Source organism: Mycobacterium sp. (assembly GCF_049585075.1).
GTDB lineage: Bacteria > Actinomycetota > Actinomycetes > Mycobacteriales > Mycobacteriaceae > Mycobacterium.
In genome coordinates, this window is sequence record NZ_JBAUZA010000121.1 from 1 (window position 1) to 26,871 (window position 26,871).

The window sequence follows — 26,871 nt, forward strand, 5'->3', positions numbered from 1 at the left end:
ATAGTCCGCAGACCCTGAACGAGCAGCTGGGTGTGGGTCCACGGGCCCATGGTCAGCGCCACGTCGACGCCGCGGTCGCGAAGGTGCCGATACTGATGCAAGGTCTGCTGCAGGAAGATGTCTTGCCAGCCGCCGATCAGCAGCACCGGCACCCGCACCCGGTCGAGTGCCGCGCCGAATCGCATCGTCTCCCAGAACGGCGCGTTGTCATCGGGATGGTCCAGCCACGACTCCCACCACGGCGCGCCGGTGCCCAGCAGCTCGCGCCCGGCCGCTCCCAACGGCAACTCAGCGGCGGCGCGGATCACGCTCTTCTGCGCCCGCAGCTGACGGATGCCGGCGCGGATCCGCCCGGGATCTTCCTGGTGGGCAACCAGATGGCTCCAGCCGAGGAAGTCGTTGACGGTGAACGAGCCGGTGCCCCAAGCTGATTCGCTGAAGTCGTGCGGGCCGGCGGTGATGACGGCGGCGGCCAACTCGGGTGGCGGATCCTGCAGCAGCGCCCATTGGGTGAACCCGAGATAGGAAATCCCGATGGTGGCGAAGCGGCCGGTGAACCACGGCTGCTGCCGCAGCCATGCGACGGTGTCGGCGCCGTCGTCTGCTTCGTGAGCCATCGGGGTGAAGGTCCCGCCCGAGCCGAACGTCCCCCGCACGCTTTGCATCAGCACGTGGTAGCCGCGGGCGGCGTACAGCGCGCCGTACAACAGCGAGAACGGAAACCCGCGGCCATAGGGTCCGCGCAGCAGCAGGGTGCCGACGGGTTCTCCGGCGGGCACGTAGTGGTCGGCCACCAGTTCGACGCCGTCGCGCATCGGAATCGCGACGCGGCTGACCGTGTAGCCGGTAGTCCGCGCGGGCAGTCGCAACGCCCGGCCGAGGGCCCGGCCGGCAAGATCCCTGGTTAATGAACGCAATGTCGACCCAGCAGGCTGGGCGGATGTGGTGGTCACGTGATCAGGTTATGGGCGCAGCAGCGAACGCGGGCTCAGAACTTGTAGTAAGGCGAAAGATCGTTGGCCCGCTGCAGGTTGGTGGACGGGCAGTCCACCTCGGGGTTGGAGTAGACCGTCGAGTAGAACAGCGACTGCTGGATGATCCCGTAGCTGGTCTTGAAGATCACCATGCAGGACATGTACCAGTAGCTGTTGTGATACGTGGGCTTGAGGTTCCAGTACTGGGCGACACGGTGGCCGTTGACCGTGTTCTCGACGGCGTCGGCCGGCAGGGACTGCTCATAGGTGCGCCAGATGATCGGCTCGACGGCCACCTGGTAGTTGCCGGCGTCGTACTGGCAGCGCAGCCCTTCCTGAGGCTCTGGGGGAGTGAAGCCCAACCCCAACCGCTGCACGACGTCGAACGGGATGTCCTGACACGGGTTGAACGGGCTGGGATCGGTGGTCGCGACGATCGGGCTCTTCATCGTCGTCGGCGGATCCATCGGTGCGGCAGTGGACCGCAGTTGCACCTTCGGGCCAGCGACGGTGACCGGCGGTGCACTCTGCCACACCATCGCCAGCGCCGTGACCAGGGCACCGAGCGCCGCAAGCAGTCGCAGCTTGGCGACCATCACACCCCCTCGACCGGATTACCTCTGCCGGGAGTTTACAAGTCGCCTCCGCGGGATCACAGGGTAAACGAGAACCTGTTCTAGTACTGCTGCGCGGCATCCGCCGAGACGCTCGTTAGGCTGGGGAGTCGTGGCAACACAGGAAAGGCAGCCGACGCTGTGGGCGGTGTCCGACTTGCACACCGGCCATATGGGCAACAAGCCCGTCACCGAATCGCTGTACCCGTCGTCGCCGGATGACTGGCTGATCGTCGCCGGCGACGTCGCAGAGCGCACCGATGAGATCCGCTGGTCGCTGGATCTGCTGCGGCGGCGGTTCGCCAAGGTGATCTGGGTGCCCGGCAACCATGAGCTGTGGACCACCAACAAGGACCCGAAGCAGGTGTTCGGCCGGGCCCGCTACGACTATCTGGTCAACATGTGCGACGAAATGGGCGTCGTGACCCCGGAGCACCCGTTTCCGGTGTGGACCGAGCGGGGCGGCCCGGCCACGATCGTGCCGTTGTTTCTGCTCTACGACTACACGTTCTTGCCGGCCGGCGCGACCACCAAAGCAGAGGGGCTTTTGATAGCGCGCGAACGCAACGTCGTGGCCACCGACGAGTTTCTGCTTTCACCCGAGCCGTACCACACCCGCGACGCGTGGTGCCGTGATCGCCTGGCCACCAGCCGCAAGCGGCTCGAAGACCTCGACTGGATGACGCCGACGGTACTGGTCAACCATTTCCCGATGGTGCGGGAACCCTGCGATTCGTTGTTCTACCCCGAGTTTTCGCTGTGGTGTGGAACCACCGAGACCGCCGACTGGCACACCCGCTACAACGCGATCTGCTCGGTGTACGGTCATCTGCACATTCCGCGCACCACCTGGTATGACGGGGTGCGCTTCGAAGAGGTGTCGGTCGGATACCCGCGAGAGTGGCGGCGGCGCAAGCCTTTCAGCTGGCTTCGCCAAGTGCTGCCCGATCCGCAATACGCGCCCGGCTATCTCAATGACTTCGGCGGCCATTTCGTGATCACCCCCGAGATGAAGGCGCAGGCCCAGCAGTTCCGAGAGAAACTGCGCCAGCGGCAATCGCGATGACGCTGAGCAAACTGATGTCGTCGGTGTTGCCCAGCACGGGAACGAGCGTCGAGAACCTGGCCTCCGCCGAGTTGTACGACGACCCGCCCGGGCTGACGCCGCTGCCCGAAGAGGAGCCATTGATCGCGCGGTCAGTGGCCAAGCGGCGCAACGAGTTCATCACCGTGCGGTACTGCGCTCGTCTCGCCCTGGGTGAACTCGGGTTTGCGCCGGTACCGATCCTCAAGGGGGACAAGGGCGAACCATGCTGGCCCGACGGTGTGGTGGGTAGCCTTACCCACTGCACGGGCTACCGCGGTGCGGTGGTCGGCCGCGGGGCCGTGGTGCGCTCGGTGGGCGTCGACGCCGAGCCGTACGACGTGCTGCCGGACGGTGTACTGGACGCAATCAGCCTGCCCGAGGAGCGCCGCGAGATGACCGCGCTGCCGACCGGTGTGCATTGGGACCGAATCCTGTTCTGCGCCAAGGAAGCGACCTACAAGGCGTGGTTTCCGTTGACGAAGCGCTGGCTTGGCTTCGAAGACGCGCACATCACGTTCGGCGTCGACGACTCCGGCACCGCGGGCACCTTCGAATCGGCGATCCTGATCGACGGCGACACGCTGAATGGGCCTCCGCTGACGACACTGGCCGGAAGATGGTCAGTTGAACAGGAATTGGTGCTGACGGCGATCGTGCTATGAACGCCGGACTCGTCGTCGTCGACAAGCCTGCCGGAATGACGAGCCACGACGTTGTCGGGCGTTGCCGGCGCATCTTTGGCACCCGGCGGGTCGGTCATGCCGGAACGCTCGACCCGATGGCCACCGGCGTGCTGGTGATCGGGATCGAACGCGCCACGAAGATCCTGGGCCTGGTGAGCGGCGCGTCGAAGTCGTATGCGGCCACCATCCGACTTGGTCAAACCACCTCCACGGAGGACGCTGAAGGCGAACTGCTGCATGAGGTTCCGGCCGAGCGTCTGACCAACGCGAGCATCGCCGCTGCGGTCGCCAGGTCGCGCGGCGACATCATGCAAGTGCCGTCGACGGTCAGCGCGATCAAAGTCGGCGGCCAGCGGGCCTACCGCCTCGCTCGCGAGGGCCACACGGTCGAAATACCCGCCCGCCCGGTGCGCATCGACCGGTTCGAGATCCTCGCGGCCCGTCGCCACGATCACCTGATCGATCTCGACGTCACGGTGGACTGTTCGTCCGGGACCTACATCCGCGCGCTGGCCCGCGATCTCGGCGCCGCGCTCGAGGTCGGTGGTCATCTGACTGCGTTGCGGCGCACCCGCGTTGGCCAATTCGACCTAAACCAGGCCCACTCGCTGGAGCAGCTGGCCGAACGGCCCCAGCTGAGCGTCACTCTCGACCAGGCATGCCTGCAGATGTTCGCCCACCGGGATTTGAGCGTCGAGGAGGCCGATGCGGCGGCGAACGGCCGCGCACTCACGCCTGCCGGCATCGACGGCGTCTACGCGGCGCGGGACGCCGGCGGCCGGGTGATCGCACTGCTGCGCGATGACGGCCCGAAAACCAAGTCAGTGGTCGTCATTCGGCCGGCCACCCTTTGATGGCTTGATTCCCTCCAACGCTCGCTCCGCCTGGTCGACTTCGCTGAGCATCACCGACGCCGCGGCGTCGTCGAACGCGGCCTGCTGCAGATGGGTGAGCAGAACGCTCACCAGCCGGCGACCTCGCCCCGCATGGTCGGCCAGCGAACCCCAGTCGGGTGCAGCAAATTTCGACGACACGAACGGCTCCCACACATCCTCGGCGTAGGTCCGCAGGATCACGTCGGCGATGCGGCGCTGGTGCCCGCGGACGTCAACCAACGTGGCAACCATCCGCTCCAGCGCTACGCCCATGTTGGTAAGGCCTTCGATCAGGTCCAGTGTCTCTGCGTCGCGCACCGATACCGGGTCACTGTCGGCGTCGGCGACCAGGCCGAGCTTGGCCAGCTGCGCGGCAGCGCCGGCGCCGAGTCGGTTGTCGAGCTCTGCTCGGCTAATGGTGATGGGGCCGGCCGTGCTGAATGGGGCGAGCACTTCGGCCGCCAGGTGCCGGATGTCGCTCTCGTTGCCGATGCCGGTGTCGATCATGCGCCGGATCAAGTCGAGCGGGAAGCCTTCGGAGTGCAGCTGCTGCACCCGCCTGATCCGTGCGACGTGCTCGTCAGAATAGATCCCCACGCGACCGCGGCGGGTAGGCGGCGGCAGCAAACCCTGGCGCTGCCACTCCCGGATATTGCGCGAGGACATGGAAACGCTCTGGGCAAGCTGGTCGATCGTCATCTCCATACGACGCTGATCTTAACCCCATTGTCTGTTACAGAAATAATTGTTACGGTCACGAGTGTATTGGTTGGGCGGATGGAGGAACCGTGACCCTCAAGTACGACCTCCGGTTGGCAACTTCGATGGCGCGGCCCTTCGCGGAAGGTCTCTACACCAACATCACCACCGATCTGGGCGCCATGCTCAAGCGCCGCGAGTATCCGGGCATCCACGAGACATCGTTTGACCCGTTTGATCCGGTGACCGCTGCCGATCCTTATCCGGGATACGCCGAGCTGCTGGCCGGCTCGCGGGTCCGATACAGCCGCAAACGCAACATCTTCATCCTCAGCCGCTATGACGACGTGCGCGCCGCGGCCCGCAACGACGCGATGCTGTCCAACGCCGAAGGCGTGACGCGGTCCCGCGCCGAAATCCCGGTGCTGCTCAATCTGGATCCACCGCGGCACACCGAATTACGGCGCAAGGTTCAGCCCGCGTTCGCGCGTGGCGCGCTGTCCGGATGGCAGGAGACCGTGGATCGTCTTGCGCGCGAACTGGTCTCGGAGTTACTGGCCAATCCGGGATCAGACGTCGTGCAACGGCTGGCGGTGCCGTTGCCGATGCGGATGATCGCGCACATTCTCGGCATTCCGCCGAAGGACGAGGAGTTCTTCCGCTATTGGTCCAACGAGGCCGTGCGAGTGGCCAATATCCAACTGACACCGAAGGGGTTGTGGCAGATGGTGCCCACCCTCAACGGCGTGCGCCATCTGCATTCGTACTTCTGCAGTCGGATCGAAACCGGCGAGCTGTTGGCGCGCGACACTCTGCTGGGCCGTTTGGTGGCCACCGCGGACGACGGCGAGATCAGCCGCGACGAACTGTTCTACTTCGCCTTGCTGCTCCTGTTGGCCGGCAACGAGACCACCACCAACCTGCTGAGCACGATGTTCCTGACGTTGTCGGAATACCCCGATCAGTTCGAGCTGATCCGGCAGGATCCCGACGCGCTGATTGGCAGCGCGATCGAAGAACAGCTGCGCTTCTCGTCGCCGATTCAGGGCTTCTATCGCACAGCGAAGACCCCGTACCAAGTAGGTGACGTGACAATTCCAGCCGGTGCGCGGGTGACGCTGCTGTGGGGTGCGGCCAACCGTGACCCGCGGCAGTTCGACAACCCCGACGCATTCGTGGCAGCGCGCAATCCGTCTCACGTCGCGTTCGGGTCGGGAATTCATTTGTGCCTTGGCGCGAGCCTGGCGCGGATGGAGACTAGAGCGGTGCTGTGCGAACTCACCGAGCGGGTAGAGCGCATCGATGTGATCGGCATACCGGAGTGGACGACCAATAGCTCGCTGCGCGGTCTGGCCCACATGCGGGTGGCGCTGACGCCGCGCGCGCAGGCATCGGCCTCGGGGGCCTGATGCGCCGCGCGCCGAGGGTCCTGATCGTTGGCGCCGGGATGTCCGGGCTGTGTCAGGCGATCCTGCTCGACCGCGCGGGCTTTCGCGACGTCACTGTGCTGGAGAAGGCCGACCGGCTCGGCGGGACCTGGCGGGACAACCGCTATCCGGGGCTGACCTGCGATGTGCCGTCTCACCTGTACCAGTATTCGTTCGACTTGAATCCGTCGTGGAGCCGGGTCTTTTCGCCCGGCCCGGAGATCCAGAACTACTTCGAAGAATCGGCGCGCCGGCACAACATCGAACGAATGATCCGCTACCGCACCGAGGTTGTCGACGCCAACCACACCGGGCAGCACTGGCGACTGACCACCCATGACGGAGAAACTCTGGACGCCGACTTTGTCATCCTCGCGACCGGCTTTTTGCACCATCCCCGCGCGCCGCGCTTCGCGGGTATCGGCGACTTCGGCGGCCAGATCGTCCATTCGGCACGGTGGAGCGATGACATCGACGTGTCCGGCAAGCGGGTCGCCGTCATCGGCAACGGCTCCACAGGTGTGCAGCTGATATCGGCGGTAGCCGGGGTGGCGGCTCACGCCACGCTCTTTCAGCGCACCCCGCAATGGGTCGCCCGGCTGCCCAACCCGTCGATACCGCCTGCCGCTCGCGCGTTGCTGAGCCGAAGCCGGTTGCTTAGCAGGGCGCTGCGCCGGGCGGAAGACGAATCGTTCAAGGTTTTCAGCGTCTTCCTCACGCGGCCCGGATTGCGCCGACGCTTGGTCAACAGGGGGTGCGAACGCAATCTCGCTTCGGTCGCCGATCCGGTATTGCGCGCCAAGCTCACTCCGGACTACCGGCCCGGGTGCAAGCGGCTGATCATTCACCCGGACTTCTACCGCCAGGTGCAGCGTCCCGACGTGACCGTGGAGACGACGGCCATCGAACGGTTCGTGGAGCGCGGCATCCGGACCACCGACGGCCGTCTGCACGAGGCCGACATCGTCGTGCTGGCAACGGGATTCAACGCACACGATTATGTGCGTCCCGCGACGGTCCGCACCCACGACGGCCAGACGCTGGATGACATGTGGTCAGCGGGTCCTCGCGCCCACAAGAGCGTCGCCGTCCAAGGCATGCCGAACCTGTTCATGCTGCTTGGTCCGCATTCCCCGATCGGGAATTTCTCGCTGGTGCAGGTTGCCGAAGCGCAGGCGGCCTACGTGCTCAGGTGGATTACACGCTGGGCTGCGGGGGAGTACGACACCCTACGACCCACCGCAGCTGCTATCGACTCCTACGTTGAACACATTCGGCGTGGGCTGCCCGGCACGGTGTGGACGACCGGTTGCAGCAGCTGGTACCAGGGACCCGACGGGTCGCCGGAACTGTGGCCATATCTCCCACAGGACTATCTGCGGCTGCTCAGCGAGCCCGATGATCGCAGCTACGTCATGGACAGCGGTGTCGGTGGGCGCCGCGACTCAACTCCGTCACCGATGCGGTAGTATTACATTCCCAGTTGAATGTATCTCTACTTCGAAAGGTCGTGCGGTCGCGATGGCGGCGGAAGTCAACGGACAGCGTGTGCGGCGCACTCAGGCGGAGCGCACAGCCGCCATGCGGACGCGACTGCTGGACGCCACCATCGAATGCCTGGTGGCTTACGGCTACGCGGGGACCACCACCCAGCGGGTAGTCGAGCTTGCCGGCGTTACCCGGGGCGCGCAAATCCACCACTTCCGGTCGAAGGAAGATCTGGTGGTCGCGGCCATCGAGCATCTGGCTCAACAGCGTGCGCAAGGCGCGATTCGCGAACTTGGACGTGTTCAGAGCAGCTCCGATCCCGTATCGGCGATGCTGGAATTTCTGTGGGAAGCGCATCAGGGCCCGATGTTCGTTGCGACGCTGGAGCTTTGGGTCGCCGCCCGAACTGATCCGGTGCTGGCCGAACAGGTCGAGCGGGTGGAGCCCGTCGTCAACAGCACGCTGATCGCCGCGATCGCCCAACTGCTGCCGGAGCACCCCGCGCAAAAGGAGCTCCGCAACGTCGTCTACACCGCGATGGACGCGCTGCGGGGAGTCCTTGTGGCGAGCTTTGTCGACCGGGATTCACAGCGTGCACGACGCCGATGGGACCGCGCGTGCGTGCATCTGCGCGCGATCGCCACCGCCGCGCTGGCGTCAGCATCGTTGGGCTGAGCCGGCGAGCGAACTACCGAAGCACGCTGCGGCGGCTGCGAGTACCCCTTATCGCTTCCCAGATCGCGATGAGGACGACGGCAACGCCGACGCCGACGAGGAATGGAATCCACGCGATTCCACCGTTGGCGTTGTGGTAGGCGAAGAACTTTGTCACCACCCATGATCCGATGAAGCCACCAAGGGCGCCGAGGACAATCGTCATGATCATGCCGATGTCTTGTTTGCCCGGCATGACAAGCCGCGCCACCAATCCGATGAGCGCGCCCACGATGAGGGCGAGGACTATTGATCCGGCCATTACAGCTCCTGTCGTAGCGGCGCCCCCAGTAGGCGCCATCTGCGACTGCGGGTACCCGCGACGGACGTCTTATAACGCACACGTTGAGCGGATCAGTGGCCAATCGAATGACGTTCTATCCAGTCGACAGCACGCAGGCTTTTGCTAGATACGTTCCGTAATGTATGTTTGTGGGACGGTACTGGAAGGAGTGACATGGCGGACAAGGTCTACGTTGTCGGCGTCGGGATGACGAAGTTCGAGAAGCCGGGACGGCGCGAGGGCTGGGACTACCCCGACATGGCCAAAGAGTCGGGCACCAAGGCGCTCGAGGACGCCGGCATCGACTATACCGAAGTCGAGCAGGGCTACGTGGGGTATGTCTACGGCGAGTCGACGTCTGGCCAGCGGGCTCTCTACGAGCTGGGCATGACCGGCATTCCGATCGTCAACGTCAACAACAACTGCTCGACCGGGTCGACCGCGTTATACCTTGCGGCCCAGGCGATTCGCGGCGGTTTGGCCGACTGCACCATCGCGCTCGGATTCGAGAAGATGAAGCCCGGCTCGCTGGGGACGATGTACGACGACCGCACCCAGCCGATGGACAAGCACGTGATGGCGATGGCCGAAATCTCCGAGGTGCTCTTTCCGGCGGCGCCGTGGATGTTCGGGGCCGCCGGTCGCGAGCACATGAAGCAATACGGCACCACCGCAGAGCATTTCGCCAAGATCGGCTACAAGAACCACAAGCACTCGGTGAACAACCCGTACGCGCAGTTCCAGGAGGCGTACACACTGGACGACATCTTGGGCTCGCGGATGATCTACGACCCGCTGACCAAGCTGCAGTGCTCGCCAACTTCTGACGGATCGGGTGCGGCGATCCTGGCCTCCGAGGCGTTCGTCGACAAGCACGGCCTGGCCGGGCAGGCTGTGGAGATCGTCGGGCAGGCCATGACCACCGACTTCGCCAGCAGCTTCGACGGCACCTGCAAGGGGCTCATCGGCTATGACATGAATGTGCAAGCTGCGCACCGCGTTTACGACCAATCCGGCCTCGGGCCCGAGGACTTCCAAGTCATCGAGTTACACGACTGCTTCTCGGCCAACGAGCTGCTGCTCTACGAGGCGCTCGGTCTTTGCGCCGAGGGCGAGGCGGGCAAGCTGATCGATGGCGGCGAGACCACTTATGGCGGCCGCTGGGTGGTCAACCCGTCCGGCGGGCTGATCTCCAAAGGACACCCGCTCGGCGCCACCGGCTTGGCGCAGTGCGCGGAGCTGAACTGGCAGCTGCGCGGCGCGGCCGACAAGCGGCAAGTCGACAACGTGTCGGCGGCGCTGCAGCACAACATCGGACTCGGCGGCGCAGCTGTCATCACCGCGTATCAGCGGGCCGAACGTTAAACCGGCCGCACAACTCAGGAGGGACCACCCGTGGGACACATTGAAGCGACCAGAGATCTGTCCGCCAGCCCCGAGGCCTTATGGGGAACCGTCAGCGACCTCGCCAACTGGGACAAATGGTTCACCGTCCATGAGAAGTGGCTTGAGGAACCACCCGCCACGCTCAGCGAGGGAGCGAAGCTGACCGCCAAGATCGTCATGCTGGGGATGGCCAACAAGATCCAGTGGACGATCGAATCGGTGGACGCGCCGCGCAGTCTCGTGCTGTCCGGCACCGGGATGGCAGGCGTCAAGGCGCAATTCACCTTCACCATCGAGCCGGCCGAAAGCGGTTCCAATTTCACCGTGTTCGGTGATTTCGACGGCGCGATGATCAAGGGCGCGTTGGGCAAGGCGGTGGAGAAGGACGGCGTCAAGCAGCTCGACAAGACGCTCGACCAGCTCGACGCGTTGGCCTCGGCGGCGCCCACCGAGGCCTAGCATGGCGACTGAGCAGCTGGAGTTCGATGACACTGGGCTGAACCGCTGGACCGACGACGAGCGCTTCGAGGTCACCAGGGAGCGGCTGGCCGAGTACGCGGCGGCCACCAACGACCCGATCGAGGCGCACCGTTGTGGGGACATCGCGCCGCCGGTGTTCGCGATCGTTCCGGTTTTCGAGGCATTGCTGATGCCGGCCGTTGATGTGATGCCGATCGAGGCAATCCCACGAGTCGTGCACGGCGAGCAGGACTTCCACTTTCATCGGCCCATCCGACCCGGAGACAAGCTGGTGTCGCGCGGCAAGATGATCGGATACCAGGGATTGGAGAAAGGTACCCGCGCCGCGATCGTGCTGGAATGTCGCACCGAGGACGGCGAGCTGGTCAACGAACAGTACGTCACGACCTTTGTCCGGGGTTTGAACGTCGGTAAAGCGGTCGGCAAACTAAGCCCCGAGCACAAGTTCGACGAGAAGCTGCGCGAGCGGGCGCCGTTGGCAAAGGTTGTGCAGCACATCGACAGCGACCAGACGTTCCGTTACGCGCCGGCCGCCGGCGATCCGATGCCGATCCATCTGGATGAGGAGGTGGCCAAAGACGCCGGGCTGCCCGGAATCATCGCCCACGGGTTGTGCACGATGGCTTTCACCTCGTGGGCGGTGCTCACCGAGCTTGCCGGTTCGGATGTGAACCGGCTCAAGCGATTCGCGGTCCGCTTCTCCAAACCGGTGCTGCCCGGCGACGACCTGGAAACCCGGGTCTGGGACGTCAGCAGCGCCAGCGGAGCTACCAGCTACGCGTTCGAGACAGCCAAAGGTAATGATGCTGGCGAGGAATGGGTCATCACCGACGGGCTGGCGGTAATCGCCGACTGAGATCGAGGAGTCCTATCAATGGGTGCACTGGAAGGCCGCGTCGCGGTGATCACCGGCGCGGGCCGTGGCATCGGCCGCGAACACGCTCTGCTGTTCGCCAGGGAAGGCGCGAAAGTCATTGTCAACGACCTCGGCGGCGACAACGCGGGCAATGGCTCCGACAGCAGCCCGGCGCGTGAGGTGGTCGACGAGATCACCGCCTCCGGTGGCAGCGCCGTCGCCAGCACCGAGAATGTCGCGACCTGGAGCGGCGCGGAAAGCATTGTGCTGCAGGCTATCACCGAGTTCGGCCGGCTAGACGTCTTGGTCAACAATGCTGGAATCCTGCGGGATTCGTTCATCGCCGGTATGGAGGAATCCCATTGGGATGCGGTGATCGCCGTGCATTTGAAGGGTCACTTCGCGATGCTGCGGCATGCCGCAGCGTATTGGAAGGCGCAGTCGAAAGCCGGTGACCAACCCAACGCGGCGGTGATCAACACCGCGTCGGGCTCCGGGGTGACGCTGCCGAATGCCGGCCAAGCCAACTACGGTTCGGCCAAAGCGGGCATCGCGGCGATGACGCTGATCGCCGCCGAGGAACTAGAGCGCTACGGCGTGCGGGTGAACGCGATCGCACCGATCGCCCGCACCCGGCTCACGCTGGCCACCCCGGGCATGGGTTCACTGATGGCCGAACCGGAGGAGGGCGAACTCGACCTGTTCAGTCCAGCGAACATCTCGCCGCTGGTCGCCTATTTGGCGACGGAGAAGTGCCCGATCACCGGCAAGGTGTACGCGGTTCAGGGCGGGGCGATTTCGGCGCTGTCCGGCTGGCACGACGTCGAGACCATCGAGACCGACGGCCCGTGGCTGATCGACGACATCGCCGCCCGGCTACCGCAATAAACAGGAGCAGCTGATGTTTGAATGGTCTGACACCGACCTGATCATGCGGGACGCGGTGCGCGGGTTCATCGACAAGGAGATCCGGCCGCATCTCGACGGGTTGGAAACCGGTGAGCTTTCGCCATATCCGATCGTGCGCAAGTTGTTCAGTGAGTTCGGCTTGGATGTGCTGGCCGCCGAAGCGGTCAAGACGATGCTGGACAAGGAGCGGTCCAGCGGAGGTGAGACCGAGAAGCGCGCGTCGACGGGGTTTGGAAACCTGGGTGCGCAAGCGTCGATGGCCGCGGTGCTGGTGTCCGAACTCGCCGGGGTCAGCATCGGATTGCTCAGCACAGTCGGCGTCAGCCTCGGCCTCGGTGCGGCGACAATCATGAGCCGCGGCACGCTCGCGCAAAAGGAGCGCTGGCTACCGGAGCTGATGACGCTGGAAAAGATTGCGGCGTGGGCGATCACCGAACCCGACTCCGGCTCGGATGCGTTTGGCGGGATGAAGACCACGGTCAAACGTGACGGCGAAGACTACCTGCTCAACGGACAGAAGACGTTCATCACCAACGGCCCGTACGCCGATGTCCTGATCGTCTACGCCAAACTCGATGACGGCTCGGTCGACCGGCGCAACCGGCCGGTGCTGCCGTTCGTGCTCGATTCCGGCATGCCGGGACTGACCCAGGGTAAGCCGTTCAAGAAGATGGGCATGATGTCATCGCCGACCGGCGAATTGTTCTTTGACAACGTCCGGCTCACACCTGATCGGCTGCTCGGCGAGAGCGAGCAGCACACCGGCGGCGACGGTCGGGAAAGCGCGCGGGCGAACTTCGCCGCCGAACGACTCGGCGTCGCGCTGATGGCGTTGGGAATCATCAACGAATGCCACCGGCGCTGCGTCGACTACGCCAAAACCCGCACCCTGTGGGGCAAGAACATCGGTCAGTTGCAGCTGATCCAGCTCAAGCTGGCCAAGATGGAAGTCGCCCGGATCAACGTGCAGAACATGGTGTTTCAAACGCTGGAGAAGATGCAGGCCGGAAAGGTGCCTTCACTGGCGGAGGCTTCGGCGATCAAGCTGTATTCGTCGGAGGCTGCCACCGACGTCGCGATGGAGGCCGTGCAGCTTTTCGGCGGCAACGGCTACATGGCCGAGTACCGAGTCGAACAGCTGGCCCGCGACGCGAAGTCGTTGATGATCTACGCCGGCAGCAACGAGGTCCAGGTAACCCATATCGCCAAGGGCCTGCTCACCGGATGACCCTCCAGAGGACGGCAAAAAGTCTGCGGCGCAGCTCAATCGCTGCACTTGACCGGCTGTCCTATATTCCGGTTACCGGGCTGCCCTTCACCATCATTCTCAACGTGTTGCTCTCCCAGCGGTGGCTGTTTGCTCGAATCCGCCCGGCGGCCGACTATCTGATTTCCCGCACCACCCCGGTGGTTCCCGGCATCCGGATCAAACCGGTTTCCGCAGCGGTGCGAGGGGAGTGGGTGTGGGACCCCGAGGCAGACGACGGCGTCGGGGTGATCCTGGTGCTGCACGGCAGCGGCTACCTGATCTGCTCGTCGCGCACACATCGCGGGTTCGCGTCGCATCTGTCCAAGTTCTCCGGCATGCCGACATTCGCCATTGATTACCGGCTGGCACCTGAGCATCCTTTTCCAGCAGCCGAAGACGATGCATTCGCCGCATACCGTTGGCTGCTTGCGCAGGGCCACGACCCGGCCAGGCTCGTCGTCGCCGGGGACTCGGCCGGCGGGCACCTCGCGGTCGCACTTGCCTTGCGGCTGCGCAACGAAGGGCTGCCCGCCCCGGCTGCGCTCGCTTTGTTCGGGCCGCTGATCGATCCGGCATACCGAGCCTGCATTGCCGACTCGCGTCCCCGGCAGCAGCCACTCGATCCCCGTCTGGCCGCACGCGCAGTCGCATTGTATGTCGGTGCCCACGATGTCGCGGACCCGCGGCTGTGTCTGCTCAATGCCGATCTCTCCGGTCTGCCGCCGATCCAGATACATTATGGAACAAGGGAAGTCATGCGTGCCGACGCCGAGGCGTTCGCTGCGCAGGTGCTCGCATCGGGTGGTCGCTGCGACGAGCAGGTCTGGCCTGGTCTGATGCACGGGTATTGGCTCTGGCCGCGTGACCAGGGATGGACCAGTCTTGAGACGGCCGGATTATTCCTGCGCAACGCGGTTTCCGAAGCAGACACCGCGTCGTGAACACTTCACTACCCATGCTCGCCAAGGCGCGCGATCGGTTGGCCGCCGCGGGAGTGCTGTTCCGCCGCGGGGTGGTCGATCCGGCGCGCCCCGATCAGGCCGTGCGCGCGTTTCTGGCAATGCGGCGCTACGGCGCGTTCGGCGGGCTCACCGCCTACACCGCGGCCCGTTACGGCGATGCGCCTGCCATTGCCGACGACGACGGCACAATCAGCTTCCGGCAGCTCGACGAGACCGCCAACGCTTTGGCGCGTGGCTTGCAGGCCAATGGTATTCGGGCTGGCGGGGTGATCGGGCTGTTGAACCGCAACCACCGCTCGGTCGTTGTCACGCTGAGTGCCGCCAACAAGATCGGCGTCCGGGTAGTACTGATGAACACCGGGTTCGCCGGGCCGCAACTGGCCGATGTCTGTGCCAGGGAAGAGGTGGGCTGCGTGGTGGCCGACGACGAGTTCGCCGGCCTCCTCGACGCGCTGCCCAGCGCGACGGCGTCCGAATTGGTCGAAGGTCAGTCGCGGTCCGCGCTACCAACGCCGCCCCGACCGGGTGGCATGGTGTTACTGACCAGCGGAACCACCGGAACCCCAAAAGGCGCTCCGCGCAACCGGATCGACCCGCTCCAGTCGGCGCAGCTGCTGGATCGGATCGCCTGGCCGCGGGAGGGCAGCTACTGCGTCGCGGCGCCACTGTTCCATGCCACCGGCCTGGCGACCTGTGCATTGGGGCTGGCGCTGGGCAACCGCATCGTGCTGGCCCGGCGTTTCGATCCCGAGTCGACGCTACGGGCCGTCGCCGCGCATCGCTCCGGCGCCCTGGTGCTGGTCCCGACAATGCTTCAGCGCATCCTCGACCTGGGAGCCGAAATGCTCCCAAGCTACGACACCTCCTCGCTCACAGTCATTTTCGCCGCGGGCTCTTCGCTGTCGCCCGATCTGTGCCGCCGCGCAGCAGAAGCGTTCGGCGACGTGCTGTACAACCTCTACGGGTCCACCGAGGTGGCGGCTGCCGCCATCGCAACGCCCGAAGAACTACGCGCTGCGCCCGGGACCGTTGGCCGCCCACCCATGGGTTGCCGACTGGCGTGCTATGACGAGCAGCGCCGCACGATCACCGAACCAGGCCGGACCGGCACCCTGTTCGTGGCGAGCGGTCTGAGTTTTTCCGGATACACCGACGGCCAGAACAAAGAAATCGTCGACGGGTTGCTATGTACCGGCGACACCGGGCATTTCGACGAAACCGGACTGTGGTTCGTCGACGGCCGTGACGACGACATGATCGTCTCGGGCGGCGAGAACGTCTTTCCGCTGGAAGTCGAAAACCTGCTGGCCGACCATCCCGACGTCGTGGAGGCCGCGGTGGTCGGCGTCGACGACCCCGACTTCGGAAAACGGCTTGCCGCATACGTTGTCAAGCGGCCGGCATCCAACGTCGACGACGAGGACGTCAAAGGCTACATCCGCACACATCTGGCCCGGCACAAGGTGCCCCGAGATGTGGTGTTTGTCGCGCAGTTGCCGCGCAACGAAACCGGAAAAGTGCTGCGAAGCCAGCTGACCAACAAATAAGGAGTGGAGTAGTCGTGAGTCGTAATCTCAGGGGAAAGGTCGTTGCCATCACCGGTGGTGCGCGCGGCATCGGGTTGGCCACCGCCACAGCATTTGCCGCCGCCGAAGCCAAGGTCGCGATCGGGGATCTCGACGCCGATCTGGCCCAGCACGTCGCGTCCGGACTCGACGGTGACGTCGTCGCGTTGCCGCTCGACGTCACCTCGCGGCAATCCTTCGCCGCGTTTCTCGATGACGCGGAGCGTGTTCTCGGGCCGCTCGACATGTTGGTGAACAACGCGGGGGTGATGTTCACCGGCGAGTTCGTCGCCGAATCGCGGGCTGCCGAAGATCGGATGATCGACATCAACCTGCATGGCGTCATCACCGGTTGCAAATTGTCGGCGGAACGCTTCATTCGGCACGGCGGCGGAACCATCATCAACATCGCATCGATGGGCGGCGTCGGCGGCTTCCCGGGCGTCGCCACCTACTGCGCCACCAAGTTCGCTGTGGTGGGCTTGACTTACGCGCTACGAGAAGAGCTGTGTCCGCGCAACATCCACGTCTGCGCCATCCTTCCGGGCGTCGTGAATACCGACCTGTCGGCAGGGATGCAGATTCCGAAGGCGGTGGCGAAATTTGTCTCGGTGGAGCCCGACGACATCGCCGCGGCTGTCCTCGCTGCCGCCAGGACGCACCGCGCGATGTCGTATGTGCCACGCCGGCTTCGTTTCGTCGTGCAGTCTGCGCTGTTGACGCCCGACCGTCCTCGCCGGTTCTTGGGCAGAATCACCCGCACCGATCAGGCATTCCTCGCCATGGATCCGGCGACCCGGGATGCCTATCACGCTCGGGCAACCGCAGGGAATATCTAGGAGTACAGCGCCTCGAATCGCTTGATCGAGCGCTCGATATCGCCTTTGACAGCTCGGGTGGCAGCGGCTCCGATCGGGCCGAATAGCGGCTTGCCGCCCATGTCGATTCGCACGGTGAATTTGCAGCCGGACTGGGTAGGCGCGACGGCCAACCGCAGGCCGTACTTGGTGCCTCCCACGCCGTCGCCGGTGATCTCGAGCAGGCCCGGAGGCTCAACTTTCCGGATCGTCCAGGTGACCCGGTTGCGCATGCCTTTTGCGCCGGCCACGCCGACCAACGTCGCGCCGGGCGTGAGTTCGGCGGGCAATTCACCCCGCCACCCCTGGTGCATCTGCAGCCAGTCGCCGAGTTCGGCGAGATTCGACGCGCGCGCCCACGCTTGTTCGGCAGTAAGCGACAGCTCATGGGACAGCTCGAGTTTTGCCATCAGCGGTTACCTACACACCATCCAAATAGCTTGTGCAGCAGGACTTCCCAGGTCGACCGTGGTGGGAGCGCCGTCAGCGGATTCGACTGCGATGGAGATCATTCCGGCGAATTCGCGCCGGGTCAGCACTCGTAGCCGGGAATCGAGGCTGATCCCGATGCTGTCGAAGTAGCGCAGCATCTCGGGGTCTTTGTCGGATATCCGCGCCACCGTGCCGGTGTCACCGTCGGCGCATGACCACAGCTGGCGAGCCGGTGGCGTGGGAACTTGCCCATCGGAGCCAGGGATCGGGTCGCCGTGCGGATCGCGCTGCGGGAACCCCAGCTTGGCGTCGATGCGCGCCACCAGACGGTCGGACACCGCGTGCTCGAGCACCTCGGCCTCGTCATGCACTTCATCCCAGCTGTAACCCAGCTCTTTGACCAGGAAGGCTTCCAGCAGTCGGTGGCGACGCACCATCGCCAGCGCCGCCCGACGGCCCGAGTCGGTCAGCGTCACCGCGCCGTACTTCTCGTGGTCGACCAGACCCTGCTCGGCGAGCTTGCGGATGGATTCCGAGGCCGTGCTCGCCGACACCCCGATCTTCTCGGCCAGCATCTTCGTGCTGACCTTCTCCCGCGACCACTCCTGGGCGTTCCAGATGACTTTCAGATAGTCCTGGGCAACCGCGGTGAGCTCGTTGGGCTCTTCGCCAGGGGAGTCAGGGGACACAACGGAAGTTTAAGCAATCCTCACCTGATCTGGGGCTCGTGCGACGACGATGCCGGCCGTGTTCGGCCGGTTGAGGAGTCGCACTGTGGCATCAGCACGATCAGCGGCTACCTTGCGCCGTAGGCTAGCGGTTGTGCAACGGTGGCGCGGCCAGGACGAGATCCCCACGGACTGGGGCAGATGCGTGCTCACCATCGGGGTGTTCGACGGCCTGCACCGCGGGCATGCCGAGCTGATTTCGCACGCGGTGAAATCGGCTCGCGCGCGGGGAGTGCCGACGGTGCTGATGACGTTTGACCCGCATCCGATGGAAGTGGTCTTCCCGGGCAGTCACCCCGCTCAGTTGACGACGCTGACCCGACGCGCCGAGTTGGCCGAGGAGTTCGGCATCGATGTGTTTCTGGTGATGCCGTTCACGACGAATTTCATGAAGCTCACCCCGGAGCGCTACGTCCACGAACTTCTCGTGGAAAACCTGCATGTGGTGGAAGTCGTGGTGGGGGAGAACTTCACTTTCGGCAAAAAGGCCGCCGGCACCGTCGACACGCTGCGCCGCGCCGGCGAGCGCTTCGGGTTCGCGGTGGAATCGATGTCGCTGGTTTCCGAGCATCACGACAGCGAAACCGTGACGTTCTCGTCGACATATATCCGGTCCTGTGTCGACGCCGGCGACGTTGTCGCCGCCGCCGAAGCGCTGGGCCGTCCACACCGCGTCGAGGGTGTCGTCGTCCGGGGCGAGGGGCGCGGCGCGGAGTTGGGTTTCCCCACCGCGAACGTGGCGCCGCCGATGTACTCCGCGATTCCGGCCGACGGCGTCTACGCGGCCTGGTTCACCGTGCTGGGGCACGGGCCGGTGACCGGCACGGTGGTTCCGGGCGAGCGCTACCAGGCCGCCGTTTCGGTGGGCACCAACCCGACGTTCTCCGGGCGCACCCGCACTGTAGAAGCGTTCGTGCTCGATACCACCGCTGACCTGTACGGACAACATGTGGCGCTCGACTTCGTCGCGCGGATCCGCGGGCAAAAGAAGTTCGGATCGGTCAAGGATCTGATTGCTGCGATGGGCACCGATACCGAGCGTGCCCGTACGCTGCTTTCCGTGGGCTGACCTGGGGATTCCAGTCGTCTCGCCGCGCACTGTTAGACTCCCTGGCGATACGGCGCGTGCTGCAGTTCGCGGCGGCCGCAGCCTGGAATCGAAGATCGCGGACCGATTGATGGAGATATTTCGTGGCGCTGACTGCCGAGCAAAAAAAGGAAATCCTGGGCTCTTACGGCCTGCATGGGACCGACACCGGGTCCCCTGAGGCGCAGGTCGCCCTGCTGACCAGGCGGATCGCCGATCTGACTGAGCACCTCAAGGTGCACAAGCACGACCACCACTCACGCCGCGGTCTGCTGCTGCTGGTCGGACGCCGGCGCCGGCTGCTGAAGTACGTCGCACAGATCGACGTCGAGCGCTACCGCTCGCTGATCGATCGGCTGGGCCTGCGCCGCTGACCTCAGCCCGCGCCGGTGTCACGCCGAAACTTAAACGTTTGCGAATCCCATCGGCGTTTCTTCGCAACTCGTTAAGTGTCGCGACCATGTTCGCCGACCATCGCCGGGTAGGAATCGCCAGGTCGGCGTGTAGAGTAAGGACGACGTTCTGGGCCGGATTGGCCCGAGCAGGTGCGGCGCGCGCGATCCGCGCGCACCGTCCCAGCGAGTCACAAGGGACCTGCATCGCGCGGTCTTCGGTAGTGGCTGCCGGGCTCCCTCATCGGGGCAGGTCGGCAGCTTCGATCGATGGCCGTCGCCGCATCCAGGCTCTGAAACCCTCGGGGTTTAGCGTGACTACGCGAAACAGCTGAATAAACCCAGAGAGGTCATACGGACAACCATGTCTGTAGCTGAAATTGACGAAGGCGTATTCGAAACGACCGCCGTCATCGACAACGGGAGCTTCGGCACCCGCACCATACGATTTGAGACCGGCCGGTTGGCTCTGCAAGCCGCCGGCGCTGTCGTCGCCTACCTCGACGACGAAACCATGCTGCTGTCGGCGACCACCGCCGGCAAGACGCCCAAAGAACAGTTCGACTTCTTCCCGCTGACCGTCGACGTCGAGGAGCGGATGTACGCCGCCGGTCGCATCCCCGGTTCGTTCTTCCGCCGCGAGGGCCGGCCGTCCACCGACGCGATTCTGACCTGTCGTCTCATCGACCGGCCGCTCCGCCCGTCGTTCGTCGACGGCTTGCGCAACGAGATCCAGGTCGTTGTGACGATCATGAGCCTGGACCCCAACGAGCTTTACGACGTCGTGGCCATCAACGCCGCATCCGCTTCCACCCAGCTGGCCGGACTGCCGTTCTCCGGTCCGGTGGGCGGTGTCCGGGTTGCGCTGATCGACGGCACCTGGGTGGCGTTCCCGACCGTCGAGCAGACCGAGCGGGCAGTGTTCGACATGGTGGTGGCCGGACGCGTGGTGTCCGGCAGCGGCGAGGGCGCCGACGTGGCCATCATGATGGTCGAAGCCGAGGCCACCGACAAAGTCATCGAACTCGTCGCAGGCGGTGCCCAGGCGCCGACCGAAGCCGTTGTGGCGCAAGGCCTGGAGGCCGCCAAGCCGTTCATCGCGGCGTTGTGCGCCGCCCAGCAAGAGCTTGCTGACGCGGCCGCCAAGCCGACCGGCGAGTACCCGGTGTTCCCCGACTACGGCGACGACGTCTACTACTCGGTGTCTTCGGTGGCCACCGAGCAGTTGTCCGCCGCGCTGACCATCGGCGGCAAGGCCGAGCGCGACGAGCGCACCAATGAGCTCAAGGCCGAAGTTCTTGAGCGGCTCGCCGACACCTACGCCGGCCGGGAGAAGGAAGTCGGGGCGGCGTTCCGCGCGCTGACCAAAAAGCTGGTGCGCCAGCGCATCCTGAGCGACCACTTCCGTATCGACGGTCGCGGAATCACCGACATCCGTGCGCTGTCCGCAGAAGTCGCGGTGGTGCCACGGGCGCACGGCAGCGCGCTGTTCGAGCGCGGCGAAACCCAGATCTTGGGTGTGACCACCCTCGACATGGTCAAGATGGCTCAGCAGATCGACTCGCTGGGGCCGGAGACCTCGAAGCGCTACATGCACCACTACAACTTCCCGCCGTTCTCCACCGGCGAGACCGGCCGCGTCGGCTCGCCCAAGCGGCGCGAGATCGGCCACGGCGCACTGGCCGAGCGGGCGTTGATCCCGGTGCTGCCCAGCGTCGAGGAGTTCCCCTACGCCATCCGGCAGGTTTCGGAAGCGTTGAGCTCCAACGGTTCCACCTCGATGGGCTCGGTGTGCGCCTCGACGCTGGCGCTGCTGAACGCCGGGGTGCCACTGAAGGCGTCGGTCGCCGGCATCGCGATGGGTCTGGTGTCCGATGATGTCGAGGTCGATGGTGGCGGTACCGAGCGGCGCTTCGTCACCCTGACCGACATCCTCGGTGCCGAAGACGCTTTCGGCGACATGGACTTCAAATGTGCAGGCACCAAGGACATTGTCACCGCGCTACAGCTGGACACCAAACTCGACGGGATTCCGTCGCGGGTGCTGGCCGGTGCGCTCGAGCAGGCCAAAGATGCGCGCCTGACGATTCTCGAGGTGATGGCCGAGGCCATCGATGCACCCGACGAGATGAGCCCGTACGCGCCCCGGGTCACCACGATCAAGGTGCCGGTGGACAAGATCGGCGAAGTGATCGGCCCCAAGGGCAAGATCATCAACGCCATCACCGAGGAAACCGGCGCGCAGATCTCGATCGAGGACGACGGCACGGTGTTCGTCGGTGCCATCGACGGACCTTCGGCGCAGGCGGCGATCGACCGGATCAACGCGATCGCCAACCCGCAGCTGCCCAAGACCGGCGAGCGGTTCCTCGGAACGGTGGTCAAGACCACCGACTTCGGTGCGTTCGTGTCGCTGCTGCCCGGCCGGGATGGGCTGGTGCACATCTCCAAGCTCGGCAGGGGCAAGCGCATCGCGAAGGTCGAGGACGTCGTCCACGTCGGCGACAAGTTGCGCGTGGAGATCGCGGACATCGACAAGCGCGGCAAGATCTCGCTGGTGCTCGTAGACGAGGGAACCGAAGAAGCCGGAGAATCTGGCAGCGGTGACACAGCAAGTGCCGCAACGGAGACCGCGGAGACCACGCCAGCCGATGCCGCGACGGCCAGCAGTTAGCCCGGGCACGCAGCCGCTGCGACGCGGCCGCCACAGCGCCGAGCCGTCTACTGCGTTCCGCCGCACCACCCTGCCCGGGGGCTTGCGTGTCGTCACCGAATACCTGCCGGGGGTGCACTCCGCCTCGGTTGGGGTGTGGGTGGGCGTCGGATCGCGCGACGAGGGCGCGACGGTGGCCGGCGCCGCGCACTTCCTGGAGCATCTGCTGTTCAAGTCGACCCCGACGCGCACAGCTGTCGACATCGCGCAGGCGGTGGATGCGGTCGGCGGTGAGCTGAACGCGTTCACCGCCAAGGAGCACACCTGCTACTACGCGCATCTGTTGGACAGCGATTTGGAGTTGGGTGTCGACCTAGTCGCTGACGTGGTACTCAACGGACGCTGCGCCGCCGACGATGTCGAGCTCGAGCGCGATGTCGTGCTCGAGGAGATCGCCATGCGTGATGACGACCCCGAGGACGCGCTCGGCGACATGTTCCTGGCGGCGCTCTTCGGTGAGCATCCGGTGGGCCGTCCGGTTATCGGCAGCGCGAAGTCGGTGTCGGCGATGACGCGCGCTCAACTGCATTCGTTTCACATGCGGCGCTACACACCCGAGCGGATGATCGTCGCCGTGGCCGGCAATGTTGACCACGACGACGTGGTGGCGCTGGTCCGCGAGCACTTCGGGTCGCGCCTGGTCAGGGGTCGCCGGCCGCTGCCGCCGCGCAAGGGCACCGGCCGGATCAACGGTCGTCCGCACCTGATGTTGGCCAATCGCAATGCCGAGCAGACCCACGTCTGCCTGGGAGTGCGCACACCCGGCCGGCACTGGAAGCATCGCTGGGCGCTCTCGGTGCTCAACAATGCACTCGGCGGTGGTTTGAGTTCGCGTCTATTCCAACAGGTTCGGGAATCCCGCGGGCTGGCGTACTCGGTCTACTCGTCGGTGGACATGTTCTCCGACAGCGGTGCGCTGTCGGTCTACGCCGCCTGCCTGCCCGAGCGATTCGCCGAAGTTGCGCGGGTGACCACCGAGGTGCTCGAGACGGTGGCACGCGATGGCATCACCGAGGCGGAATGCCGGATCGCCAAGGGTTCGCTGCGGGGCGGGCTGGTGCTCGGCCTGGAGGACTCCAATTCGCGGATGAACCGCATCGGCCGCAGCGAACTCAACTACGCTGAGCATCGAACTATCGACCGCACGCTGCACGAGCTCGACGAGGTCACCGTGGACGAGGTTAATGCGGCAGCCCACCTACTGCTGGGCAAGCCCTACGGCGTGGCCGTTCTTGGTCCGTATCAGTCGAAAAAGTCGCTACCCCAACAGCTTCGAGCGATAGCAAGGTAGCGCCATGGTACTGGGATTCTGGGATCTCGATGTGCCAATCGTGGGGGCGCCGATGGCGGGTGGCCCGGGCACGCCGACACTGGCGGCGGCGGTGTCCAACGCCGGCGGCTTCGGTTTTCTGGCCAGCGGCTATGTGAGTGCGGAGCGTCTCGCCGACGACATCGCGGCCGCGCGCGCCGCTACCACCGGTCCGCTGGGCGTCAATCTGTTTGTGCCGCAACCCAGCGTCGCCGACGTCTACGCGCTGGACCACTACGCGGAGGCGCTCGACGAGATCGCCGAGCACTACGAAGTCGAGATCGGTCACCCTCGGTTTGGCGACGACGACGGCTGGCAGCAGAAACTCGAAGTGGTGGCCGATTTACGGCCCGAGATGGTGTCGTTCACCTTCGGTGCGCCGCCACCAGACGTGATGCGGTGGTTCGGCGCGCTGGGAATTCTGCTTTTCAACACCGTGACATCGACCTACGAGGCCGGCGTGGCCCTTGCTGCTGGAGCGGACGGTCTGATCGTCCAGGGCCCGGATGCCGGCGGTCACCGCGGCACCTTCGCGCCGGATATGGACCCCGGTCAGGAGTCGTTGCACGAGTTGCTTGCCCGGATCCGCAGCGCGCACAACGTCCCGCTGATCGCAGCCGGCGGACTCGGTACTCCCGAGGACGTCGCCGCCGTGATTAACCGGGGAGCGGTGGCAGCCCAAATCGGTACCGCGCTGCTGCTGTGCGACGAAGCGGGCACCAACACCGCACATCGCGCTGCACTGCAACATCCGGAGTTCATCAAAACCATTGTCACGCGCGCATTTTCAGGCCGGTATGCGCGCGGCTTGGAAAACGACTTCACCCGCTTGCTCGACGAAGTGGCGCCGCTTGGTTATCCCGAGGTCAACCAGATGACAGCACCGATCCGCAAGGCTTCGGTCGCGCTGGAGGACCCGCACGGCACCAACCTATGGGCGGGAACGGCTTACCGGGCCGCGCGCAGCGGGCCGGCGCACGACATCGTCAAGACCCTCGGCGACGTGTAAGACGATCAGACCTGGGGCTTGCGCTCTGCCCACGGCTTAGCGACTTCCAACTGGCTGGCCACCCGCAGCAAAACGTCTTCGCGCCCATAGGCGGCCACCAACTGCACCCCGACCGGCAGGCAGGAGTCGGTCCACTCGACCGGCACATTGATCGCGGGCTGCCCGCTCATGTTGTACGGCGGGGTGAATGGGATGAACTGGCCCGAGCGTTCCATGCCATCCATCGGGTGATCGGGATTGTTGACGATGGTGCCCAGCGGCAGCGGAAGCTCGGCCACCGTCGGGGTGAGCAACAGATCCCAGCCATCGGCCCACCAGGCCTGCAGCGCGCGGCGGAACTGGGTGGTGGCCGCAAGCGCAAGGGCATAGTCAACGGCGCTGAGGTGTGCGCCGTAGTCGGCCTGTATGCGGTTCATCGGTTCGAACTCGTCCTCGGCGAGGGGGCGGCCGAGCTGTTCTTCGAACCTGCGCAGGCTGACACCCATGTTCGTGCTCCACATGGCGCCGAAGCGGGAGATGAACGTCGCGTCCTCGAGCGCTGCGGGCCATGCCTGTTCGACCGTGTGGCCAAACGATTCCAGCAATGTGGCGACTGACCGTGCGGCGGCTGTGCACTCGGGTGCAACCGCGCCGCCTTGTGGATGGTGATCGAGCAGGCCGATGCGTAACCGGCCCGGGTCGGCGCCAACCTCCTCGACGTACGGGCGGGACGGCGGCGGCGCAATCACCGTGTCACCGATGGCAGGTCCCCGAACAGCGTCGAGCAGGGTCGCGGTATCGCGCACGGTGCGGCTTACGCAAAGCTCAACCGACAGCGCTGTTTCGTCGCGGATCGGGCCAAGCGAGATCCTGCCCTGGCTTGGCTTGAGGCCCACCAGCCCGCAACACGAGGCGGGAATCCGGATCGATCCGCCGCCATCGCTGGCGTGCGCGAACGGGACCATGCCGCTGGCGACGGCCGCCGCTGCGCCACCGCTGGATCCGCCGGGTGAACGACTGGTGTCCCAGGGGTTGTGCGTCGCACCCCAGGCGAGCGGTTCGGTGGTCGGGACGCTGCCGAGTTCGGGACTGTTGGTGCGGCCGGCGATCACCAAACCGGCGCTTCGGTAGCGACTGACCAACGTGGTATCGGCGTCTGAGATCGCATGCGCGTTTTTGAGCGCGACGTTGCCGTTGCTGATGCGCTGGCCGGCATAGCTGGCGAACAGGTCCTTGATCAGGAATGGCACACCACGGAATGGACCGTCGGGCAGCTGCGCTCGGGCTGTGTCGCGGGCATGGTCGAACCAACGGATTACCACGGCGTTGAGGATGGGATCGATGCGCTCGATGCGCTCGATGGCCGCTTCGAGCAACTCGAGCGGCGTCACATCACCTTTTCGCACCAAGGCGGCTTGGTCGACCGCGTCCATCCAGCGGGTGTCATCGGCGAGTGAACTCACGCCGTCTGTGTAGCACGCGGATTGCGAGTCACGCCAGCACGTGCGCCGGTTCGGTGAATGGCAGCCCGAGGTCAGCGGCCACGCGGTTAGACAGCAGCACTCCGTCGTTCGTCGAAAGTCCTTTGGCGAGTGCAGGGTTCGTCCGGCAGGCCGCTTTCCAGCCGTGGTCGGCGAGTTCGATCACATAGGGCATGGTGGCGTTGGTCAACGCGAACGTCGATGTTTTTGGCACCGCGGCCGGCATGTTCGCCACGCAGTAGAACAGCGTGTCGTAGACCGGGAACGTCGGGTCGTCGTGGGTGGTCGGATGTGAGCCCTCGAAGCAACCGCCCTGGTCGATGGCGATGTCGACCAGAACTGCGCCCGGCTTCATGTGTGCGACAAGCGAATTCGATACCAATTTGGGCGCCTTGGCGCCCGGCAACAGCGCAGCGCCGATGACCAGGTCGGCGTCTTTTACGGCTTGCTCGAGTTCCAAGGCGGTGGAGTAGCGAGTCTGCACCCGCCCGCCGAACACCGTGTCGAGCTCGCGCAGTCTGTCGATGTTGACGTCGAGCACTGTGACCGCTGCGCCCATCCCGTCGGCCACCCGGGCGGCGTTGTAGCCGGCGGTGCCGCCGCCGATCACGACGACCGTGGCCGGTTCGACGC

27 protein-coding genes are annotated in these 26,871 nt (G+C 65.2%); 19 read left to right on the plus strand and 8 right to left on the minus strand.

Annotated elements, in window-relative coordinates; all coding sequences use genetic code 11:
- Together WB785_RS05615 and WB785_RS05620 are read right to left on the minus strand one after the other, a co-directional pair.
- Positions 1-953: CocE/NonD family hydrolase (locus WB785_RS05615; RefSeq protein WP_424077750.1), on the minus strand; the 953-nt coding region annotated here is incomplete at its 3' end.
- Between the two features lie 35 nt (positions 954-988).
- Positions 989-1,570, minus strand: a complete 582-nt coding sequence (locus WB785_RS05620) for a DUF3558 domain-containing protein (RefSeq protein ID WP_424077752.1) — start codon at positions 1,568-1,570, stop codon at positions 989-991.
- 130 nt (positions 1,571-1,700) lie between these two features.
- On the opposite strand from WB785_RS05620, the gene WB785_RS05625 reads away from it, so the two are divergent.
- Genes WB785_RS05625 through truB form a run of 3 tightly spaced genes read left to right on the plus strand, consistent with a single transcriptional unit; the run spans position 1,701 to position 4,212 of the window.
- Positions 1,701-2,654 (plus strand): metallophosphoesterase family protein, encoded by a 954-nt coding sequence (locus WB785_RS05625; RefSeq protein WP_424077754.1) that lies wholly within the window; start codon positions 1,701-1,703, stop codon positions 2,652-2,654.
- Complete coding sequence (locus tag WB785_RS05630) at positions 2,651-3,337, plus strand: 4'-phosphopantetheinyl transferase family protein (RefSeq protein WP_424077755.1); 687 nt, start codon at positions 2,651-2,653, stop codon at positions 3,335-3,337. Before WB785_RS05625 ends, WB785_RS05630 begins: the two co-directional genes overlap by 4 nt.
- Complete coding sequence (gene truB, locus WB785_RS05635; protein WP_424077757.1) at positions 3,334-4,212, plus strand: tRNA pseudouridine(55) synthase TruB; 879 nt, start codon at positions 3,334-3,336, stop codon at positions 4,210-4,212. The genes WB785_RS05630 and truB overlap by 4 nt, the downstream gene beginning before the upstream one ends.
- Here the strand turns inward: truB and WB785_RS05640 are convergent.
- On the minus strand, positions 4,180-4,932 hold the full coding sequence (locus tag WB785_RS05640; RefSeq protein ID WP_424077758.1) for a MerR family transcriptional regulator: 753 nt from the start codon (positions 4,930-4,932) through the stop codon (positions 4,180-4,182). The two genes, truB and WB785_RS05640, sit on opposite strands and share 33 nt — an antisense overlap.
- 89 nt (positions 4,933-5,021) lie before the next feature.
- Between WB785_RS05640 and WB785_RS05645 the strand changes: the two genes are divergently transcribed.
- The 3 genes from WB785_RS05645 to WB785_RS05655 are packed head-to-tail and all read left to right on the plus strand — an operon-like array spanning position 5,022 to position 8,522.
- Complete coding sequence (locus WB785_RS05645; RefSeq protein ID WP_424077759.1) at positions 5,022-6,341, plus strand: cytochrome P450; 1,320 nt, start codon at positions 5,022-5,024, stop codon at positions 6,339-6,341.
- Positions 6,338-7,828, plus strand: a complete 1,491-nt coding sequence (locus tag WB785_RS05650; protein WP_424077784.1) for a flavin-containing monooxygenase — start codon at positions 6,338-6,340, stop codon at positions 7,826-7,828. Before WB785_RS05645 ends, WB785_RS05650 begins: the two co-directional genes overlap by 4 nt.
- A 52-nt stretch (positions 7,829-7,880) precedes the next feature.
- Positions 7,881-8,522, plus strand: a complete 642-nt coding sequence (locus WB785_RS05655; protein WP_424077760.1) for a TetR/AcrR family transcriptional regulator — start codon at positions 7,881-7,883, stop codon at positions 8,520-8,522.
- A 13-nt stretch (positions 8,523-8,535) separates the two neighbouring features.
- Here the strand turns inward: WB785_RS05655 and WB785_RS05660 are convergent, their stop codons facing one another.
- Entirely contained in the window at positions 8,536-8,823 is a 288-nt protein-coding gene (locus WB785_RS05660) for a GlsB/YeaQ/YmgE family stress response membrane protein (RefSeq protein ID WP_424077761.1), read from the minus strand.
- A gap of 195 nt (positions 8,824-9,018) precedes the next feature.
- On the opposite strand from WB785_RS05660, the gene WB785_RS05665 reads away from it, so the two are divergent.
- From WB785_RS05665 to WB785_RS05700, 8 genes are read left to right on the plus strand one after another with little or no spacing between them, the layout of a single operon-like run.
- On the plus strand, positions 9,019-10,209 hold the full coding sequence (locus tag WB785_RS05665) for a lipid-transfer protein (RefSeq protein WP_424077762.1): 1,191 nt from the start codon (positions 9,019-9,021) through the stop codon (positions 10,207-10,209).
- A 30-nt stretch (positions 10,210-10,239) separates the two neighbouring features.
- Positions 10,240-10,689: a type II toxin-antitoxin system Rv0910 family toxin gene (locus tag WB785_RS05670; protein ID WP_424077763.1), complete on the plus strand. Its 450-nt coding sequence runs from the start codon at positions 10,240-10,242 to the stop codon at positions 10,687-10,689.
- Between the two features lies 1 nt (position 10,690).
- Entirely contained in the window at positions 10,691-11,566 is an 876-nt protein-coding gene (locus tag WB785_RS05675; protein ID WP_424077764.1) for a MaoC/PaaZ C-terminal domain-containing protein, read from the plus strand.
- Positions 11,567-11,584: 18 nt separating this feature from the next.
- On the plus strand, positions 11,585-12,454 hold the full coding sequence (locus tag WB785_RS05680) for an SDR family oxidoreductase (RefSeq protein WP_424077765.1): 870 nt from the start codon (positions 11,585-11,587) through the stop codon (positions 12,452-12,454).
- Between the two features lie 13 nt (positions 12,455-12,467).
- Complete coding sequence (locus WB785_RS05685; protein WP_424077767.1) at positions 12,468-13,703, plus strand: acyl-CoA dehydrogenase family protein; 1,236 nt, start codon at positions 12,468-12,470, stop codon at positions 13,701-13,703.
- A complete protein-coding gene (locus tag WB785_RS05690) occupies positions 13,700-14,665 on the plus strand; it encodes an alpha/beta hydrolase (protein WP_424077769.1) in 966 nt (321 codons plus the stop codon). The genes WB785_RS05685 and WB785_RS05690 overlap by 4 nt, the downstream gene beginning before the upstream one ends.
- 14 nt (positions 14,666-14,679) lie before the next feature.
- Entirely contained in the window at positions 14,680-16,233 is a 1,554-nt protein-coding gene (locus WB785_RS05695; protein WP_424077786.1) for an acyl-CoA synthetase, read from the plus strand.
- Positions 16,234-16,247: 14 nt separating this feature from the next.
- On the plus strand, positions 16,248-17,090 hold the full coding sequence (locus WB785_RS05700) for an SDR family oxidoreductase (RefSeq protein WP_424077770.1): 843 nt from the start codon (positions 16,248-16,250) through the stop codon (positions 17,088-17,090).
- Here the strand turns inward: WB785_RS05700 and WB785_RS05705 are convergent.
- Together WB785_RS05705 and mntR are read right to left on the minus strand one after the other, a co-directional pair.
- Positions 17,087-17,518, minus strand: a complete 432-nt coding sequence (locus tag WB785_RS05705) for a type II toxin-antitoxin system Rv0910 family toxin (RefSeq protein ID WP_424077771.1) — start codon at positions 17,516-17,518, stop codon at positions 17,087-17,089. The two genes, WB785_RS05700 and WB785_RS05705, sit on opposite strands and share 4 nt — an antisense overlap.
- 6 nt (positions 17,519-17,524) lie before the next feature.
- Positions 17,525-18,229, minus strand: coding sequence for a manganese-binding transcriptional regulator MntR (gene mntR / locus WB785_RS05710; protein WP_424077773.1), 705 nt, complete (start codon positions 18,227-18,229; stop codon positions 17,525-17,527).
- Between the two features lie 133 nt (positions 18,230-18,362).
- Here mntR and WB785_RS05715 point away from each other — a divergent pair, with 133 nt between their 5' ends.
- From WB785_RS05715 to WB785_RS05735, 5 genes are all read left to right on the plus strand, one after another.
- Entirely contained in the window at positions 18,363-19,337 is a 975-nt protein-coding gene (locus WB785_RS05715; protein ID WP_424077774.1) for a bifunctional riboflavin kinase/FAD synthetase, read from the plus strand.
- Positions 19,338-19,459: 122 nt separating this feature from the next.
- The gene (gene rpsO / locus WB785_RS05720; protein ID WP_424077776.1) at positions 19,460-19,729 is read left to right on the plus strand and encodes a 30S ribosomal protein S15; all 270 of its coding nucleotides are present in this window, start codon (positions 19,460-19,462) and stop codon (positions 19,727-19,729) included.
- Positions 19,730-20,111: 382 nt separating this feature from the next.
- Positions 20,112-22,421, plus strand: a complete 2,310-nt coding sequence (locus tag WB785_RS05725; RefSeq protein WP_424077778.1) for a polyribonucleotide nucleotidyltransferase — start codon at positions 20,112-20,114, stop codon at positions 22,419-22,421.
- Positions 22,399-23,751: a M16 family metallopeptidase gene (locus WB785_RS05730; protein ID WP_424077780.1), complete on the plus strand. Its 1,353-nt coding sequence runs from the start codon at positions 22,399-22,401 to the stop codon at positions 23,749-23,751. The genes WB785_RS05725 and WB785_RS05730 overlap by 23 nt, the downstream gene beginning before the upstream one ends.
- 4 nt (positions 23,752-23,755) lie before the next feature.
- Positions 23,756-24,778 carry a nitronate monooxygenase gene (locus tag WB785_RS05735; RefSeq protein WP_424077781.1) on the plus strand — a complete coding sequence of 341 codons (1,023 nt, stop codon included), beginning with the start codon at positions 23,756-23,758 and terminating at the stop codon, positions 24,776-24,778.
- Between the two features lie 5 nt (positions 24,779-24,783).
- Here the strand turns inward: WB785_RS05735 and WB785_RS05740 are convergent, their stop codons facing one another.
- Positions 24,784-26,220: an amidase gene (locus WB785_RS05740; protein WP_424077782.1), complete on the minus strand. Its 1,437-nt coding sequence runs from the start codon at positions 26,218-26,220 to the stop codon at positions 24,784-24,786.
- A 28-nt stretch (positions 26,221-26,248) separates the two neighbouring features.
- A partial coding sequence (locus WB785_RS05745) for an alanine dehydrogenase (RefSeq protein ID WP_424077783.1) occupies positions 26,249-26,871 on the minus strand: 623 nt, incomplete at its 5' end.